Raw genomic sequence first — 15,144 nt, 5'->3', positions numbered from 1 at the left:
GTTGCGTATTAAGGAACAACCGGAGGCGTGATGGGTCGGCCGCGCGTGGTCATCATCGGAGCGGGGATCGTGGGATGCGCGGTCGCCGACGAGCTCACCGAACGCGGCTGGACCGACGTCACCGTGGTCGACCGGGGGCCGCTGTTCGCCGCGGGCGGCTCCAGCTCGCACGCACCCGGCCTGGTCTTCCAGACGAACCCGTCCAAGACCATGACCGAGTTCGCCGCCTACACCGTGCGCAAGTACACCGGGCTGGGCGAACGCTGCTTCCGGCAGGTCGGCGGCCTGGAGGTGGCCACCACCCCCGAACGCTGGACCGACCTGCACCGCAAGCTCGGCTGGGCGCAGTCGTGGGGCGTCGAGGCCCGCCTGCTGGACACCGGACAGTGCGCCGAGCTGTGGCCGATGCTCGACCGCGGCAGGGTGCTGGGCGGCCTGTACGTCCCCAGCGACGGCCTGGCCGGAGCCGTGGCCTGCGGCGAGACGCAGGCGGCACGGGCCACCGGACGAGGGGCCCGCTTCCTCGGCGGGCACACCGTGACGGGCGTCGAGCAGAAGGGCGGCCGGGTCACCGGCGTGTCCTGCACGGTCGCGGGCGAGTACCGGACGATCCCGGCCGACGTGGTCGTGTGCGCGGCGGGCTTCTGGGGCCCCTCGATCGGGAAGATGGCCGGGCTGACCGTGCCGCTGCTGCCGCTGGCCCACCAGTACGCGAAGTCCGGCCCGCTGCCCCCGCAGCCCGAGGGCCCGATCCTCCGCCACCAGGACCGCGACCTGTACGTCCGGCAGCACGGCGACCGCCTCGGCATCGGCTCCTACGCCCACCGCCCGATGCCGGTCGCCCAGCACGAGATCGCCCTCAAGGGCACGACCATGCCCTCGGTGCAGGCGTTCACCGAGGAGGACTTCGACCCCGCCTGGCGCGACGCCGCCGAACTGCTGCCCGCGCTGGCCGAGTCCAAGTACGAGGACGGCATCAACGGCGTCTTCTCCTTCACCCCCGACGGTTTCCCCCTGATCGGCGAGGCGCCGCACCTGGACGGCTTCTGGCTGGCCGAGGCCGTGTGGGTGACGCACTCGGCCGGGGTGGCCAGGGCGGTGGCCGACCTGCTGGTGACCGGCCGGTCGGAGGTGGACCTGCACGAGTGCGAGCTGGCCCGCTTCGAGCAGGCGCAGCTCTCGCCCGCGTTCGTCGAGGAACGCGGCCGGCAGAACTTCGTCGAGGTCTACGACGTCATCCACCCGTTGCAGCCCATGGAGTCGCCGCGTCCGATGCGGACCAGCCCGTTCCACCCCCGGCAGGTGGAGCTGGGCGCGTTCTTCCTGGAGGCGGCCGGGTGGGAACGGCCGCACTGGTTCGGCGCGAACGAGCCGCTGCTCGCCGGCCTGGAGGAGCCGCGCGTCGGCGCCGCACCCCGGGACGCGTGGGCGGGCCGCTACTGGTCAACCGTCGCCGCCGCCGAGGCGTGGGCCACCCGGGAGCGGGTCGCGCTCTACGACATGACCTCGCTCAAGCGCATCGAGGTTGCCGGCCGGGGCGCGGCGGCGTTCCTCCAGCACATGACCACGAACAACGTGGACAAGAGGCCCGGGACGGTCACCTACACGCTGCTGCTGGACGCCCGGGGCGGCATCCGCTCCGACCTCACGGTGGCGCGGGTGGAGGAGGACCGGTTCCAGATCGGCGCGAACGGCAACCTCGACCTCGACTGGCTGGCCCGGCACGCCCCCCACGGCGTGCACATCAGGGACATCACGCCCGGCACCTGCTGCGTCGGCGTGTGGGGACCGCAGGCGAGGGAGTTGTTGCAGGGCCTCACGGACATGGACCTGTCCAACGAGGGTTTCCGCTACTTCAACTGCCGGTCCGGGTACGTCGGCCAGGTCCCGGTCCTCGCGATGCGCGTCTCGTACGTGGGCGAGCTGGGCTGGGAGCTCTACACCAGCGCCGACATGGGCCTGAAGTTGTGGGACACGCTCTGGGCCACCGGGACGCCGGTCGCGGGCGGCCGGGCCGCGTTCAACAGCCTGCGGGTGGAGAAGGGATACCGGCTCTGGGGGGTGGACATGACCACCGAGCACGACCCGTACGAGGCCGGGCTGGGGTTCGCGGTCAAGGCGGACAAGGACTTCATCGGCCGCGACGCCCTGTCCACCGAGCCGGTCCGCAGGCTCGTGCCGCTGCTCAGCGCCGAGGTGGTCATGGGCAAGGAGCCGGTCTCGCACGCCGGCCGCGTCGTCGGGTACGTCACCAGCGCCGCGTACGGGCACACCGTCGGCCGGCCCATCGCCTACGCCTGGCTGCCCGCCGAGCTGGCCGGGCCGGGGACAAGGGTGGACATCTCCTACTTCGGCCGCCGCGTGCCCGCGGAGGTCGCCGCCGAGCCGCTGTACGACCCCCAGATGGAGAAGATCAGACGTTGACCCACCCCGGCTTCCTCTGGCGCAACCCCGACCCCAGGCCCGCCTACGACGTCGTCGTCGTGGGCGGCGGCGGGCACGGCCTGGCCACCGCCTACTACCTGGCCAGGAACCACGGCCTGACGAACGTCGCCGTCCTGGAGAAGGGCTGGCTGGCCGGCGGGAACATGGCCCGCAACACCACCATCATCCGCTCCAACTACCTGTGGGACGAGAGCGCGGCGATCTACGAGCACTCGCTGAAGTTGTGGGAGGGCCTGAGCGCGGAGCTGGACTACGACCTGATGTTCAGCCAGCGCGGCGTGCTCAACCTGGCGCACACCCTGAGCGACGTGCGCGAGGGCAGGCGGCGGGTCAACGCCAACCGGCTCAACGGCGTGGACGCCGAATGGCTGGACGCCGACGAGGTCGGGAAGTTCTGCCCGGTCGTCAACGTGTCCGGCCGGGCGCGGCATCCCGTCCTGGGGGCCACCTTGCAGCGGCGCGGCGGCATCGCCAAGCACGACCACGTGGCGTGGGCGCTGGCCCGCAAGGCGGACGCGTACGGGATCGACCTGATCCAGGGCTGCGAGGTCACCGGGTTCGAGATCACCGGGAACCGGGTGACGGGCGTGCGCACCTCGCGGGGGCGCATCGCGGCGGGCACGGTCGCGCTGGCCGCGGCCGGGCACACCTCCGTCCTGGCCGAGCGGGCCGGGATCCGGCTGCCGCTCCAGTCGCACCCGCTCCAGGCGCTGGTGTCGGAGCTGCTGGAACCGGTGCTGGACTGCGTGGTCATGTCCAACGCCGTCCACGTGTACGTCAGCCAGGCGCACAAGGGCGAACTGGTCATGGGGGCGGGCATCGACGCGTACAACTCCTACGGGCAGCGCGGCGGGTTCCACGTGATCGAGGCGCAGATGGCGGCGGCCCTGGAGCTGTTCCCGGTCTTCAGCCGGGTCCGCGTGCTGCGTACCTGGGCCGGGATCGTCGACGTCTCGCCCGACGCCTCCCCGATCATCGGCGCCACCCCGGTGGACGGCCTCTACGTCAACGCGGGCTGGGGCACCGGCGGCTTCAAAGCCACCCCCGGCTCCGGCTGGGTGTACGCCGACACGATCGCCAACGGCCGGCCGCATCCGCTCGCCGAGCCGTTCGCGCTGGAGCGGTTCACCACGGGCGCGCTCATCGACGAGCACGGCGCGGCGGCGGTGGCCCACTGATGATGCTCATCGACTGCCCCTGCTGCGGCCCGCGCGACGAGAACGAGTTCCACTACGGCGGACAGGCCGGCGTCCCCTACCCCGAGAGCCCCGCCGACCTGTCCGACCAGGAGTGGGCCGCCTACGTCTTCCTGCGCGACAACCCCAAGGGCTGGTTCCGCGAACGCTGGTTCCACACGCACGGCTGCCGGACCTGGTTCGCCGTCGAACGGCACACGGTCACGCACGAGATCAGGAAGGCGCCATGAGGTTCACCTTCGACGGCCGTACCCTCCAGGGGGAAGCGGGCGACACGCTGGCCGCGCTGCTGCTGCGCAACGGGGTGCGCGTGGTCGGCCGGGGGGTGGAGTCGGGCCGCCCGCGCGGCGTCTTCTCGGCCGGCCCCGAGGAGCCGAACGCCCTGGTCCGCGTGGGCGCCGACCCGATGCTGGCGGCCACGACCGTGGAGCTGTACGACGGGCTGGAGGCGTGGAGCCTGCGCGGCAAGGGCCGGGTGGACCTCGACGCGGCCGACGACCGCCGCTGCGACAAGGGGTACCTGCACTGCGACGTGCTGGTGATCGGCGGCGGCCCGGCCGGGCTCGCGGCGGCCGCAGCGGCGGCGGCGGCCGGCGTCCGGGTGATCCTGCTCGACGACCAGCCGCGCCTGGGCGGCGACCTGCTGAACAGCCGGGTGCTGCTCGACGGCGCGCCCGCGCTGGACTGGGTGGACTCGCTCGACCTGTCCGGCGTGCGGGTGCTCACCAGGACCACGGCCGTCGGCCACCACGACCACAACTACGTGGTGGCCGTGGAGCGGCGGGCGCGCGGCGAGCGGCTGTGGCACATCAGGGCCCGCCGGGTCGTGCTGGCGACCGGCGCGCACGAGCGTTCGCTCGCCTTCCCCGGCAACGACCGGCCCGGCGTCATGCTGGCCGCCGCCGCCCGCGCCTACGCCAACCGGTACGGCGTGCTCCCCGGCCGCCGCGCGGTGGTCCTGGCCTGCGCGGACTCCGGTTACGAGGCCGCTCGGGACCTGCGGGCGGCCGGGGTGGAGATCGCCGCCATCGTCGACCCGCGCCCCGAAGGGCTGACCCCCGACACGCTGGCCGGGCAGGTGGTGACCGGCACCACGGCCGGCGCGGACGGCGTGCTGACCGGCGTACGGGTGGGGGACCGGCACATCGAGGCCGACCTGCTGGCCGTCGCGGGCGGCTGGAACCCCGCCGTGCATCTGTTCAGCCAGTCGGGGGGACGGCTGCGCTTCGACGACGGCCTCCAGGCGTTCGTGCCGGACGTCTCGGCCCAGGCCGAACACTCCGCGGGCGCCTGCCGCGGCCTGTACGGCACCCGCGAGGCCATCGCCGACGGCCACGCCGCCGGACGGGAGGCCGCCGGATCGGCCGCCCGCGAGCTTCGCGTCCCCGACTGCGACGAGCGGCCGCCCCGGCCCCCGGCCAAGTTGTGGCTGGTCGAGGGGGAGGACGACGAGCCCGCCTTCGCCGACCTGCACCGCGACGTGACCGTGGCCGACCTGGCCAGGGCGACCGGGGCCGGGATGCGTTCGGTCGAGCACGTCAAGCGCTACACCACCGCGGGCACCGGCGCCGACCAGGGCAAGACGTCGGGCGCGGTCGTCGTCGGCGTGATGTCGGCCCTGCTCGGGACCGCTCCTGGACAGGTGGGCACGACCACGTTCCGGCCGCCGTACACGCCGGTGTCGTTCGCCACGCTCGCCGGGCGCGACCGCGGCGCGCTCTCCGACCCCGTCAGGACCACCGCCATGCACGCCTCGCACGTCGCGGCGGGCGCCGTGTTCGAGGACGTCGGCCAGTGGAAGCGCCCCCGCTACTTCCCGCTGGACGGCGAGCCGATGGAGGTGGCCGTCCTGCGCGAGTGCCGGGCCGCGCGCACGTCCGTGGCCGCCATGGACGCCTCCACCCTCGGCAAGATCGACATTCGGGGCGCGGACGCGGGCGTGTTCCTCGACCGGATCTACACCAACATGTACTCCACACTGGCCGTCGGCGCCTGCCGCTACGGCCTGATGTGCCGGGCCGACGGCATGGTGTTCGACGACGGCACCACGACCAGGCTCGCCGAGGACCGCTACCTCATGACCACGACCACCGGCAACGCCGCCGCCGTGCTCGACTGGCTGGAGGAGTGGCGGCAGACCGAGTGGCCGGGGCTCGACGTCTCCTTCACCTCGGTCACCGACCACTGGGCGACGGTGGCCGTGGCGGGCCCGAAGGCGCGCCGCGTGCTCGCGGCCGTCGCGCCCGGCGCGCTCGACCTGGCCTTCATGCGGTACGCGGAGACGGACGTGCTCGGCGTGCCCGGCCGGGTGTTCAGGATCAGCTTCTCCGGCGAGCTGGCCTACGAGGTCAACGTGCCCTGGCCGTACGGGAGGGCGTTGTGGGAGGCGGTGCTGCAACTGGGCGCGGTGCCGTACGGGACCGAGGCCATGCACGTGTTGCGGGCCGAGAAGGGGTTCGCGATCGTCGGCCAGGAGACCGACGGCACGGTCACCCCGCACGACCTCGGCATGTCGTGGATCGTCTCGCCGCGCAAGCCCGACTTCGTGGGCAGGCGCTCGCACGCCCGCCCCGACACCGCCCGGGAGGGCCGTAAGCGGCTGGTCGGCCTGCTCGCCGACGACCCCGCGACGACGATCGAGGAGGGCGCGCAGCTCGTCAGGGGTGAGCCCGGCGTCGCGCCCATGCTCGGCCACGTGACCTCCGGCTACGCCAGTGCCGCGCTCGGGCGTACGTTCGCGCTGGCCATGGTCAGGGACGCGGTGCCGGGGGACCGGCTCACGGCCGTGTCGGGGACGGCGGCGCACGGCGTGACGGTCGTCGAGCCGGTCCTGTACGACCCGGACAACGCCCGCCGCGACGGCGATCCGTCGGAGGGCGCGCCGGTCGGACCCGGCGGGGCCCTCGTGAGGGAGAGCCCGGCCGCGGCGATCGCCGCGCGGTTCGCGGCGGCGAGCGGGCCGTCCGTACGGCTGCGCGAGGCGGCGTTCGAGCCGATGTGGGAGGTGCGGGGCGCCGATCCGGGCGTCGGGCTGCGGCTGGGGCCGTCCTGGTGGCTGGTCGCCGGGGAGGCCGCGCCGGGCCCGGACTGGGTGGACGTCTCGGGGCAGCGGACGATCCTGGAATTGTCGGGACCGGCGGCGCTGGACGTGCTGATCACCGGCTGTCCCGTGGACCTGCATCCCGGCGTGTTCCCGGGGCACACGCAGACGCTGCTGGGGAAGACCTCGGTGATCCTGGAACGGCGGGCGCCCGACGTGTACCGGATCCACGTCAGGTCATCGTTCACGTCCTACCTGGCGGAGTGGCTGTTGGACGCCATTTTGGCGTTATAAGGCCATTTAGGGGTACTCGCTATACCTAGACTTTACGAAAACAGGGAGTCTGGGGGATCACGTGCGCGCACGGGCGTTCATGGCCGGTCTGGCCGCGGTGACGATGTTGACCGGCTGTGGGGGCCTGGCGGCGCAGTCGGGCGGCAAGGACCCGGCCAAGCCGGACTCGGCGTCGGTCTCGGACGCCCGCAAGAAGCTGGACAAGCTCCAGGTCAAGGGCCGCGCCGCGCGTACCGGCTTCGACCGGGACGAGTTCGGCCCCGCCTGGTCGGACGTGGACCACAACGGTTGCGACACCCGTAACGACATTCTCAAGCGCGACATGAAGGACGAGACGTTCAAGGCCGGGACCCACGACTGCATCGTGCTCAGCGGCACGCTCGACGACCCGTACAGCGGCAAGACGATCAGCTTCAAGCGCGGCCAGGACACCAGCACGGCCGTGCAGATCGACCACCTGGTGCCGCTGTCGGACGCCTGGCAGAAGGGCGCCCAGCAGTGGTCGGCGACCAAGCGCAAGGAGTTCGCCAACGACCCGCTGAACCTGCTGGCGGTGGACGGCCCGCTGAACGGCCAGAAGAGCGACTCCGACGCGGCCACCTGGCTGCCGCCGCGCAAGGCGTACCGGTGCGCGTACATCGCCCGCCAGATCGACGTCAAGAGCAAGTACGACGTCTGGGTCACCGCGGCCGAGAAGACCGCCATGGAAGGCATCCTCAAGGACTGCTGAGACCCGTGGATCCACGCCCGCCGAGGAAGCCCGGCCGGCGCTAAGGGGCGGTCAACGCCACCTCCACGCGGGCCCCGCCGCCGTCGGGGACCGTGACGGCCAGCGTGCCGCCGCAGGACTCGGCGGTACGCCGGGCGATGTCCAGCCCGAGCCCGGTCGAGCCGCGCCCGCTGTTCCCCCGTTCCAGCAACCCAGGGTCGAACCCCGGCCCCGAGTCCTCCACGACCAGCAGCGCGCCGGAGGGCCGCCGCGACAGCCGTACGGCCATGGCGGTCCCCTCCGGTGTGTGCGCGAACACGTTGCCGAGCAGCGCGTCCACGCACGCGGCCAGTTCCTCGCCGCCGACGGCGACCGGCGCGGGGAGGTCGGGCAGCGACACCGACACCGGCCGCCCCTGATCCTCGGCCAGCACCGACCAGAACCGCACCCGCTCCCGAACCACCTCGGCCGCGTCGCACGGGCCGCGCCCGGCCGAACGCCGCCGCGCCTCGGTGATGACCGCGCTGACCGCCCGCTCAAGGGCATCCACCCTGGCCTGCACCCGGCCCGCCTCCTCCGGGTCGCGCAGCGACTCCGCCTCCAGCCTGAGGCCGGTCAGCGGCGTGCGCAGCCGGTGGGACAGGTCGGCGACCGACTCGCGCTCGGCCGCCAGCAGGTCGCCGATGCGCCCGGCCAGGTGGTTGAGCGCCATCGCCACCGACCGCACCTCGGGCGGCCCGCCCGGCTCGGCCCGCGCGCTCAGGTCGCCCCCGGCCAGCCGGTGGGACACCCGCGCCAGCCCGTCCACGGGCCTGGTCACGGCCAGCGCCAGCCGGTCGGCCAGCACGATGCCGAGCACCACGAGCCCCAGCCCGAGCACCAGCAGCGCCAGCCAGGCCGCCCGCACACCCTGCGTCAGCTCGGCATCCGGCACGAACACCCTGATCACGGCGGTGCCGTCGGGCGACTGCGCCGACACCAGCACCTCCCTGCCGCCGGGGGCGGCGGCGGTCACGCTGCGGCCGGTCGCGGCCAGCCGTACGGCGTCGGAGCGGGCGGCGGGCGCGCCCAACGTCGTCTCGTGGGGCAGGAACACCGTCACGGGCCGCGGCACCTGCTCGACGGCCAGCGCCAGGTCGGGCGTGCCGACCGCGACCGCCACGGACTCGGCGGCCGCGGTGGCCCTGCTCATCGCGCCGTTCTCGGCCACCGCCCCGATGAGCAGCGCCATCGGCACCAGCAGCGCGATCAGCACGAGCGACGTCGTCGCCGCCACCAGCAGCGCCAGCCAGCGCCTCACGACGGGCCGACCAGCTTGACCCCGACGCCTCTGACGGTGTGCAGGTAGCGGGGTTCGGCCGCGGTCTCGCCGAGCTTCCTGCGCAGCCACGACAGATGCACGTCCACGGTCTTGTCCGCCCCGCCGTACGGGAGCCGCCACACCTCCGTCAGCAGCTCGCGCTTGGTGACCACCTCGCCGGGCCGCGCCGCGAGGAAGTGCAGCACGTCGAACTCGCGCGGCGTCAGGTCGAGCGACACGCCGTCGAGCGTGGCCGTACGCGCGCGGGGGTCGACGCGCAGCCCGCCCACGGCCAGCGGTTCGGGCGCCGCCTCGCCCGCGCGCCGCAACACGGCCCGCACCCGGGCGTCGAGCTGCGCCGCGCTGTACGGCTTGACCACGTAGTCGTCGGCCCCCGCGTCCAGGACGGGGACCATCTCGGCGTCGCCGTCGCGGGCGGTCGCCACGATCACCGGCACCCGGCTCACCGCCCGCAACATGCGCAGCAGCTCGACGCCGTCGAGGTCGGGCAGGCCCAGGTCGAGCACGATCAGATCGGGACGGTCCTGCACGGCCAGCCGCAGACCCTCCAGCGCGGTCGGGGAGGAGGAGACCGCGTGGCCGAGATCGCGCAGGCCCCGGCTCAACGACGTCCGGATGGTCACGTCGTCCTCGATGAGCAGGATGTCAGCCATATACCCAAACCGTAACCGGTCCCTGACAGTGCGCCGAGCATCCTTAGGATGCCCTTAACCTGCGCTTAGCCGTACATGGGAGAGGGTGGGGGCGTGAAACGTCTCGTGCTGGCCTGGGCCGCCACCGCGGTCGCCGCGACCGGCGCGGCGGTCGCGGTGCTCGGCCTGCTCGGCACCGGCGTCACCGGCACCTCCAGCCGGGTGCTCAGCGGGCCCGAGGTGCGCGCCGCCCTGGCCACCGCCACCGCGCGCGCCGCCACCCCGCCGCCCCGCACGGCCGCCCGCGCCCAGGACCGGCTCGTGCGCAGTCCGGGCGGTACGGTGATCGCCTCCTGCTCCGGCGGCGGCCTGGTCACCCTGCGCTCCTGGAGCCCCGCCCAGGGTTACTCGGTGGACGGCGTCGAGGCGGGCCCGGCGCGCGAGGTGAAGGTCGAGTTCGAGCCGGAGGACGGCAGGGAGGTCGAACTCAAGATCATCTGCACCCCGGAGGGCCCAGCCGCCCGCTGACCACCCCGCCGCTGCACCGCCCCCTTGAAGGGCCCGCCCGCCTCCAGAGGGGTCAGGATTCGGCGGCGAGGGCTGACTTCGTGAGTTCGGCCTGTCGGGTGATCTGGCCCATGACGATCGGGTTGACGCCCTTCGCCGCGAACAGCGCGACCATCCGGTCCATGACGGCCTCGGCCCGCGCCAAATCGCCTTGGCGGGCCTCGGCCCTGGCCAGGCGGCGCAGGACCAGGTTGAGGGTGATGTTGTCGACGCCGTCCTGGCGGGCGACCCTGGACAGGTGCTCGATGCCCTGCTCGGGGTCGGGCGGCCGGACGTGCAACCGCCTGTCCGCGGTCAGCGCCTTGAAGCCGCGTTCGGCGTTCAGGCCCTTGACCAGCCGGGCGTAGACGGCCAGGGGATGGCTGCCGTACCGGTCGAGCAGCTCGTCGAGGGCCTGGTTGCCGGCGCGCAGGGCCGTCGAGTCCGAGCCGAGCAACGAGAACAGCTTGCCCTGCTCCTCGCCCAGCATCAGCTCGGCCACCGCGTGGTCGTCCGCGCTGACCGGGAGGCGTACCCGGACCACGCACGGCGGGGAGACGACGCGGGAGCCGTCGGCGGCGATGTACTGGGCGCGCACCCGGTACTCGCCGGGCTGCTGGAAGTAGTGGCCGTCGCGGCCGTGCCCGATGTACGCGCTGCGGTACATGGCCGGGTTGCCGTCGTCCAGGCGGATCCGGGGCGAGGTGTCCACGCAGTGGCGCATCATCGGGCGGTACAGGACGGTCCGGCCGCCCGGCTGGGTGATCGAGACCTGGGTGAACTCGGTGTCGGGGTGCAGGTGGCCGTGCGTGCCGCGCGGCTCGCCCGTGACGGCGAGCTTGAGCTCGACCACGACCGGCTCGCCCAGCTCGAACGCCTCCTTGGCGCGCAGCTCCAGCCGCAGCCCCGAGTGGTCCTCGACCGGCGGCTCGAACGGGGCCACCTCGGCGGCCCTGGTGCCGAACGCGTTCGCGCCCATGGCCACGTCGCGGTAGAAGCCGTGGCGGAGGTGGACCAGCTCCGGATCGGTGAACTGGAACGGGAAGGCCGCCCAGTAACCGGGCTCGCCGCCCGGACGGTAGTTCTGCACGTAGTTCATCCACGACAGGTCGCCGAAGCCGCCCTCGGGGCCCAGCGGCTGCGGCGGCACGGCCAGATCCTTCTGCCAGGAGTGCAGCAGGTTGAACGCGTGCCCCAGCTCGTGCATGTACGTACGCAACTGCGCCCGCTGCGCCTGCGGCGTCGTGCCCTTGATCTCCTCGTAGAAGACCGCCGAGCCCTGCCGCTGGTGGGCGTCGTCGTAGTCGAACATGATGCCCCGGTAGCCGCCTACGTGCCTGCTCGCCACCAGCAGCCACACCCGCCAGGCCGGGGCGTCGGCGTACCGGCTGAACTGCTGGGTCATCGCGTGGTGCAGCTCGGCGTCGTCCCACGCCAGGTCGGCGCCGGCGCCGTCCACGGGGATCACGCCGGGTGGGGCGAGGGTCAGCTCGACGCCGGCCTCGGCGTAGGCCGCGACGACGCTCAGCGTCCTGGCCGCGGAGCCGGACGGCGAGGGCAGCGAACCCGTCCCGTACGACACGAACGGCACGGCCCCCGCCACCGAGTCCTGCTCCAGCAGCACGCTGCGGAAGTACGGCGAGGTGAAGGCCAGCGGGAAGACGCGCCCGGCCAGCGCCGCCGTGGCGCCCTGGCCGGTGATCGCGACGCTCACGTCCTCCGCCGGGCTGTCGAAGGTGAACGCCCCCCGCCCCTCGACCCGCGTCTCGTCCCCCTCGGCCCGTACGACCGGGGAGCCGACGACGAACGAGCCGGCGTAGGAGGTCGTCGAACCGGCCACCGTGAACAGGTCGCCGCTGACGCCGCGGGCCGGACGGGGACCGTCGACGTCCACCCTGAGCGCGAGCCGCGAATCGCCGTCCTGTCCCTCGTACAACCCGCTGATCATGGCAGCTCCCCGGGGGATGGCTGGGTCATATGCCAGGACACTTCTCCGGCGGCGCGGGCGTGTCAACGACCTCCGCGAACTTCCAGCGCCCCCAGCAACTCCTCGGACGCCTTGGTGATCGCCTCCACGGCCCGGTCGAACGCCTCGGCGTTGTGCGCGGCGGGGGCGCGGAAGCCGGAGATCTTCCTGACGTACTGGAGCGCGGCGGCCCGCACGTCCTCCTCGGTCACGCTGTCGGCGTACGGCGGCCTCAGGGTCTTGATGCTTCTGCACATGGTTTCAACGGTAATAGCCGATGCGCTGGCTTATCTCCTTCGCGCCCTCGACGAGCAGCACGGCGACCTCGGGCAGCCGCTCGGGCGTGAGCCGGTAGGACGGCCCCGACGCGCTGACGGCGGCCACCACCGAGCCATCGGCCCCCCTGACCGGGGCCGCCACGGCGTTCAGGCCCACCTCAAGCTCCTCCACCGTGGCCGCCCAGCCGCGCTCCCTGATCTCCTCCAGGCCCAGTTCGGCGGGGGAGGTGAGGGTGCGGGGCGTGTAGCGCTCCAGCTCGCCGGTCAGGCGGAGGGCGCCGAAGGCGAGCAGCACCTTGCCGCTGGAGGTGGCGTGCGAGGGGGTGCGCTGGCCGACCCAGTTGTGGCCGCTGATCGCCGCCGGGCCGCGTACCTGGCTGATGTTGACCGCGTCGCCGTCCTGGGGGACGGCGATGTTGACGGTCTCGCCGACCGTCTCGGCCAGGCGCAGGCACACCTCGCGGCTCTCCCGCGACAGGTCGAGCTGGGCCGTGGCCGCGCCCGCCAGCCGTACGACGCCGAACCCCAGCCGGTAGCGCCCCCGGTCGCCGCTCTGCTCCACGAGCCCGCCCTGCTCCAGGGCGGCCAGCAGCCGGAACGCGGTGGACTTGTGCACGTCGAGCTCGACCGCGAGGTCCGTCACCCGGGTGGAGCCCTCGCGGGCCAGGATCTCCAGGATCGCGATGGCCCGGTCGACGGACTGAACCGTCGTGCTGTTGCTCATAGCGCAACACGATAACCGGTTGCCCCGCTCCGCACCCGGGACGCGGTCTCAGCGGCCCGGGGCGAGTTCGCGGCCGAAGTCGTGGGCGATCCTCCGCATGCCCTCGGCCAGCTCGTCGCGGTCCAGGGCGTCGATGCGCTCGGCCGGCCCCGACACCGACATCGCGGCCACCACCCGCTCGCCGTCCCGTACGGGCACCGCCAGGCAGTGCACACCCAGCTCCTCCTCGCCCAGGTCCATGGCGTAGCCGCGTTCCTCGACCCGGTCGAGCTCGGCCAGCATGCCGGCGATGTCGGTGATCGTGTTCGGGGTGCGCCGCGGCATGCCCGTACGCTCGAACACCGCCACCGACTCCGCGGCCGGCCGTCCCGCCAGCAGCGCCTTGCCCACGGCCGTGCTGTGCGGCAACACCCGCCGGCCGACCTCGGCGAACATGCGCAACCTGCGCGGCGAGGGCACCTGCGCCACGTAGACGACGAAGTCGCCTTCGAGCACGGCCAGGTTGGCGGTCTCGCCCGACAACTCCACCATCCGCGTCAGGTACGGCTGCGCCCACACGCCCACCATGCTCTCCGCGATGCCGCCCAGCCGGACCAGCCCGCCGCCCAGCGCGTACCGGCGGTCGGACTCCTGACGTACGTAACCGCGGGCGAGCAACGTCTGCAGCAGCCGGTGGATGGTCCCGTACGGCAGGCCCGTGCTGGCCGCGATCTCCGACAGGCCGGCCTCGCCGCCATGCTCGGCCAGCGCCTCCAGCACGTCGAGCGCCCGCTCGACCGACTGGACGCTCACAGGGACACCCCGCGCAGCGAGGCGTCCAGCACCTCGGCGGTGTGGGCCACCCTGATCTCCTTCCCGGCCCGCCGCATCGCGGAGGCGATCTGCATCGTGCAGCCCGGATTGGCCGAGACCAGCAGCTCGGCCCCGGTGGAGCCGACCGCCCCTGCTTTCCGGTCACCGAGGTCGCGGGCCGCCTCCGGCTGAAGAATGTTGTACGTCCCCGCCGACCCGCAGCAGATCGCCGACTCCGGGATCTCCCGCAGCTCCAGCTCCGGGATGCCGCGCAGCAGCTCGCGCGGCTGGGCCCGGACGCCCTGGGCGTGGGCCAGGTGGCAGGCGTCGTGGTAGGCGACGGTGAGCGGCAGCGGATGCCGCCTGGCCGCCGGGCCCAGCTCGGCCAGGAACTCCGACAGGTCCATCACCTTGAACCCGGGATCGGCGCCGAGCAGCTCGGCGTACTCCTTCATCGTGGAGCCGCAGCCGGCCGCGTTCACCACGACCGTCTCGACCCCGGCCCTACGGAACGCCCTGACCGTCCGGCGGGCCAGCCGCCGGGCCTGCTCCGCACGCCCGGCGTGCACGCTGAGCGCCCCGCAGCAGCCCTGCCCCGCCGGGACGAGCACGTCGCAGCCCTCCAGCGCCAGCACCCGCGCGGTGGCCGCGTTCACCTGCGGGAAGAACTCCCCCTGCACGCACCCGGTCAGCATCCCCACCACGGCCCTGCGCCCGCCCCTGGCCCTGACCAGGCGCGGCAGGCGCTGCCGGTGCTCCACGGGCGGCGCGAGCGCGGCCATGGCCCCGAGGCTCGGATGGACCCGCGCCAGGAACGGCGCCATCCGCCCGGCCAGCCACATCGTGGGCCGCAGCAGCCGCAGCCGGCGCGGGTAGGGGAACAGGCTGAACACGATCTCCCGCACGGCCCGCTCCCGGGGCTCGCGCACGTGCGTACGCTCCACCTCGACCCGGGTCAGCTCGATCAGCCGGTCGTAGCGCACGCCCGACGGGCAGGCCGTGACACACGCCATGCAGCCCAGGCAGGCGTCGAAGTGCCCGGCCATCTCCGGCGTCACCGGAGTGCCCTCGACGTGCTGCTGCATCAGGTGGATACGCCCGCGCGGGGAGTCCATCTCCTCGCCCCACAACGCGTACGTCGGGCAGGTCGGCAGGCAGAAGCCGCAGTGCACGCAGTCGCCGATCAGCTCCGGGTCCATGG

13 protein-coding genes are annotated in these 15,144 nt (G+C 73.4%); 6 read left to right on the top strand and 7 right to left on the bottom strand.

The annotated features are described in order from the left end of the window. Positions 1-30 precede the first annotated feature (30 nt). The 5 genes from DMB42_RS11935 to DMB42_RS11915 all read left to right on the top strand — a co-directional run bounded on the left by DMB42_RS11935 (position 31) and on the right by DMB42_RS11915 (position 7,705). On the top strand, positions 31-2,424 hold the full coding sequence (locus DMB42_RS11935) for an FAD-dependent oxidoreductase (RefSeq protein ID WP_125633899.1): 2,394 nt from the start codon (positions 31-33) through the stop codon (positions 2,422-2,424). Then, positions 2,421-3,623 carry a sarcosine oxidase subunit beta family protein gene (locus DMB42_RS11930; protein ID WP_125633654.1) on the top strand — a complete coding sequence of 401 codons (1,203 nt, stop codon included), beginning with the start codon at positions 2,421-2,423 and terminating at the stop codon, positions 3,621-3,623. Before DMB42_RS11935 ends, DMB42_RS11930 begins: the two co-directional genes overlap by 4 nt. Then, complete coding sequence (locus tag DMB42_RS11925; protein ID WP_125633652.1) at positions 3,623-3,871, top strand: sarcosine oxidase subunit delta; 249 nt, start codon at positions 3,623-3,625, stop codon at positions 3,869-3,871. Before DMB42_RS11930 ends, DMB42_RS11925 begins: the two co-directional genes overlap by 1 nt. Then, complete coding sequence (locus DMB42_RS11920; protein ID WP_125633650.1) at positions 3,868-6,975, top strand: 2Fe-2S iron-sulfur cluster-binding protein; 3,108 nt, start codon at positions 3,868-3,870, stop codon at positions 6,973-6,975. The genes DMB42_RS11925 and DMB42_RS11920 overlap by 4 nt, the downstream gene beginning before the upstream one ends. 61 nt (positions 6,976-7,036) lie before the next feature. Continuing rightward, positions 7,037-7,705, top strand: a complete 669-nt coding sequence (locus DMB42_RS11915; RefSeq protein ID WP_229824582.1) for an HNH endonuclease family protein — start codon at positions 7,037-7,039, stop codon at positions 7,703-7,705. A gap of 40 nt (positions 7,706-7,745) precedes the next feature. Here the strand turns inward: DMB42_RS11915 and DMB42_RS11910 are convergent, their stop codons facing one another. Continuing rightward, positions 7,746-8,984: a HAMP domain-containing sensor histidine kinase gene (locus DMB42_RS11910; protein WP_125633648.1), complete on the bottom strand. Its 1,239-nt coding sequence runs from the start codon at positions 8,982-8,984 to the stop codon at positions 7,746-7,748. After that, a complete protein-coding gene (locus tag DMB42_RS11905) occupies positions 8,981-9,658 on the bottom strand; it encodes a response regulator transcription factor (RefSeq protein ID WP_125633646.1) in 678 nt (225 codons plus the stop codon). The genes DMB42_RS11910 and DMB42_RS11905 overlap by 4 nt, the downstream gene beginning before the upstream one ends. A 93-nt stretch (positions 9,659-9,751) precedes the next feature. Here DMB42_RS11905 and DMB42_RS11900 point away from each other — a divergent pair, with 93 nt between their 5' ends. Further along, positions 9,752-10,165, top strand: a complete 414-nt coding sequence (locus DMB42_RS11900; protein ID WP_125633644.1) for a hypothetical protein — start codon at positions 9,752-9,754, stop codon at positions 10,163-10,165. 52 nt (positions 10,166-10,217) lie between these two features. Here the strand turns inward: DMB42_RS11900 and DMB42_RS11895 are convergent, their stop codons facing one another. From DMB42_RS11895 to DMB42_RS11875, 5 genes are all read right to left on the bottom strand, one after another. After that, positions 10,218-12,131, bottom strand: coding sequence for a hypothetical protein (locus tag DMB42_RS11895; RefSeq protein ID WP_125633642.1), 1,914 nt, complete (start codon positions 12,129-12,131; stop codon positions 10,218-10,220). Positions 12,132-12,193: 62 nt separating this feature from the next. Further along, the gene (locus DMB42_RS11890; protein ID WP_125633640.1) at positions 12,194-12,406 is read right to left on the bottom strand and encodes a DUF2277 domain-containing protein; all 213 of its coding nucleotides are present in this window, start codon (positions 12,404-12,406) and stop codon (positions 12,194-12,196) included. Positions 12,407-12,410: 4 nt separating this feature from the next. Further along, positions 12,411-13,151, bottom strand: a complete 741-nt coding sequence (locus tag DMB42_RS11885; RefSeq protein ID WP_125633638.1) for an IclR family transcriptional regulator — start codon at positions 13,149-13,151, stop codon at positions 12,411-12,413. A 48-nt stretch (positions 13,152-13,199) separates the two neighbouring features. Further along, positions 13,200-13,943, bottom strand: a complete 744-nt coding sequence (locus tag DMB42_RS11880; protein ID WP_125633636.1) for an IclR family transcriptional regulator — start codon at positions 13,941-13,943, stop codon at positions 13,200-13,202. After that, positions 13,940-15,142: a (Fe-S)-binding protein gene (locus tag DMB42_RS11875; RefSeq protein ID WP_125633634.1), complete on the bottom strand. Its 1,203-nt coding sequence runs from the start codon at positions 15,140-15,142 to the stop codon at positions 13,940-13,942. The genes DMB42_RS11880 and DMB42_RS11875 overlap by 4 nt, the downstream gene beginning before the upstream one ends. Positions 15,143-15,144: the final 2 nt, after the last annotated feature.

Origin of the sequence: Nonomuraea sp. WAC 01424, from assembly GCF_003947315.1 — a bacterium.
Taxonomy (GTDB): domain Bacteria; phylum Actinomycetota; class Actinomycetes; order Streptosporangiales; family Streptosporangiaceae; genus Nonomuraea; species Nonomuraea spiralis.
Note: the sequence above shows the minus strand (reverse complement) of the source record. Positions and strands in the feature narration are given on the sequence as shown.

Bases quoted from the DNA above. Each gene is read 5' to 3' on its own strand.
- DMB42_RS11935 (WP_125633899.1), top strand. From the start codon at position 31: ATGGGTCGGCCGCGCGTGGTCATCATCGGAGCGGGGATCGTGGGATGC.
- DMB42_RS11925 (WP_125633652.1), top strand. From the start codon at position 3,623: ATGATGCTCATCGACTGCCCCTGCTGCGGCCCGCGCGACGAGAACGAG.
- DMB42_RS11920 (WP_125633650.1), top strand. From the start codon at position 3,868: ATGAGGTTCACCTTCGACGGCCGTACCCTCCAGGGGGAAGCGGGCGAC.
- DMB42_RS11905 (WP_125633646.1), bottom strand. From the start codon at position 9,658: ATGGCTGACATCCTGCTCATCGAGGACGACGTGACCATCCGGACGTCG.
- DMB42_RS11895 (WP_125633642.1), bottom strand. From the start codon at position 12,131: ATGATCAGCGGGTTGTACGAGGGACAGGACGGCGATTCGCGGCTCGCG.
- DMB42_RS11890 (WP_125633640.1), bottom strand. From the start codon at position 12,406: ATGTGCAGAAGCATCAAGACCCTGAGGCCGCCGTACGCCGACAGCGTG.
- DMB42_RS11885 (WP_125633638.1), bottom strand. From the start codon at position 13,151: ATGAGCAACAGCACGACGGTTCAGTCCGTCGACCGGGCCATCGCGATC.
- DMB42_RS11875 (WP_125633634.1), bottom strand. From the start codon at position 15,142: ATGGACCCGGAGCTGATCGGCGACTGCGTGCACTGCGGCTTCTGCCTG.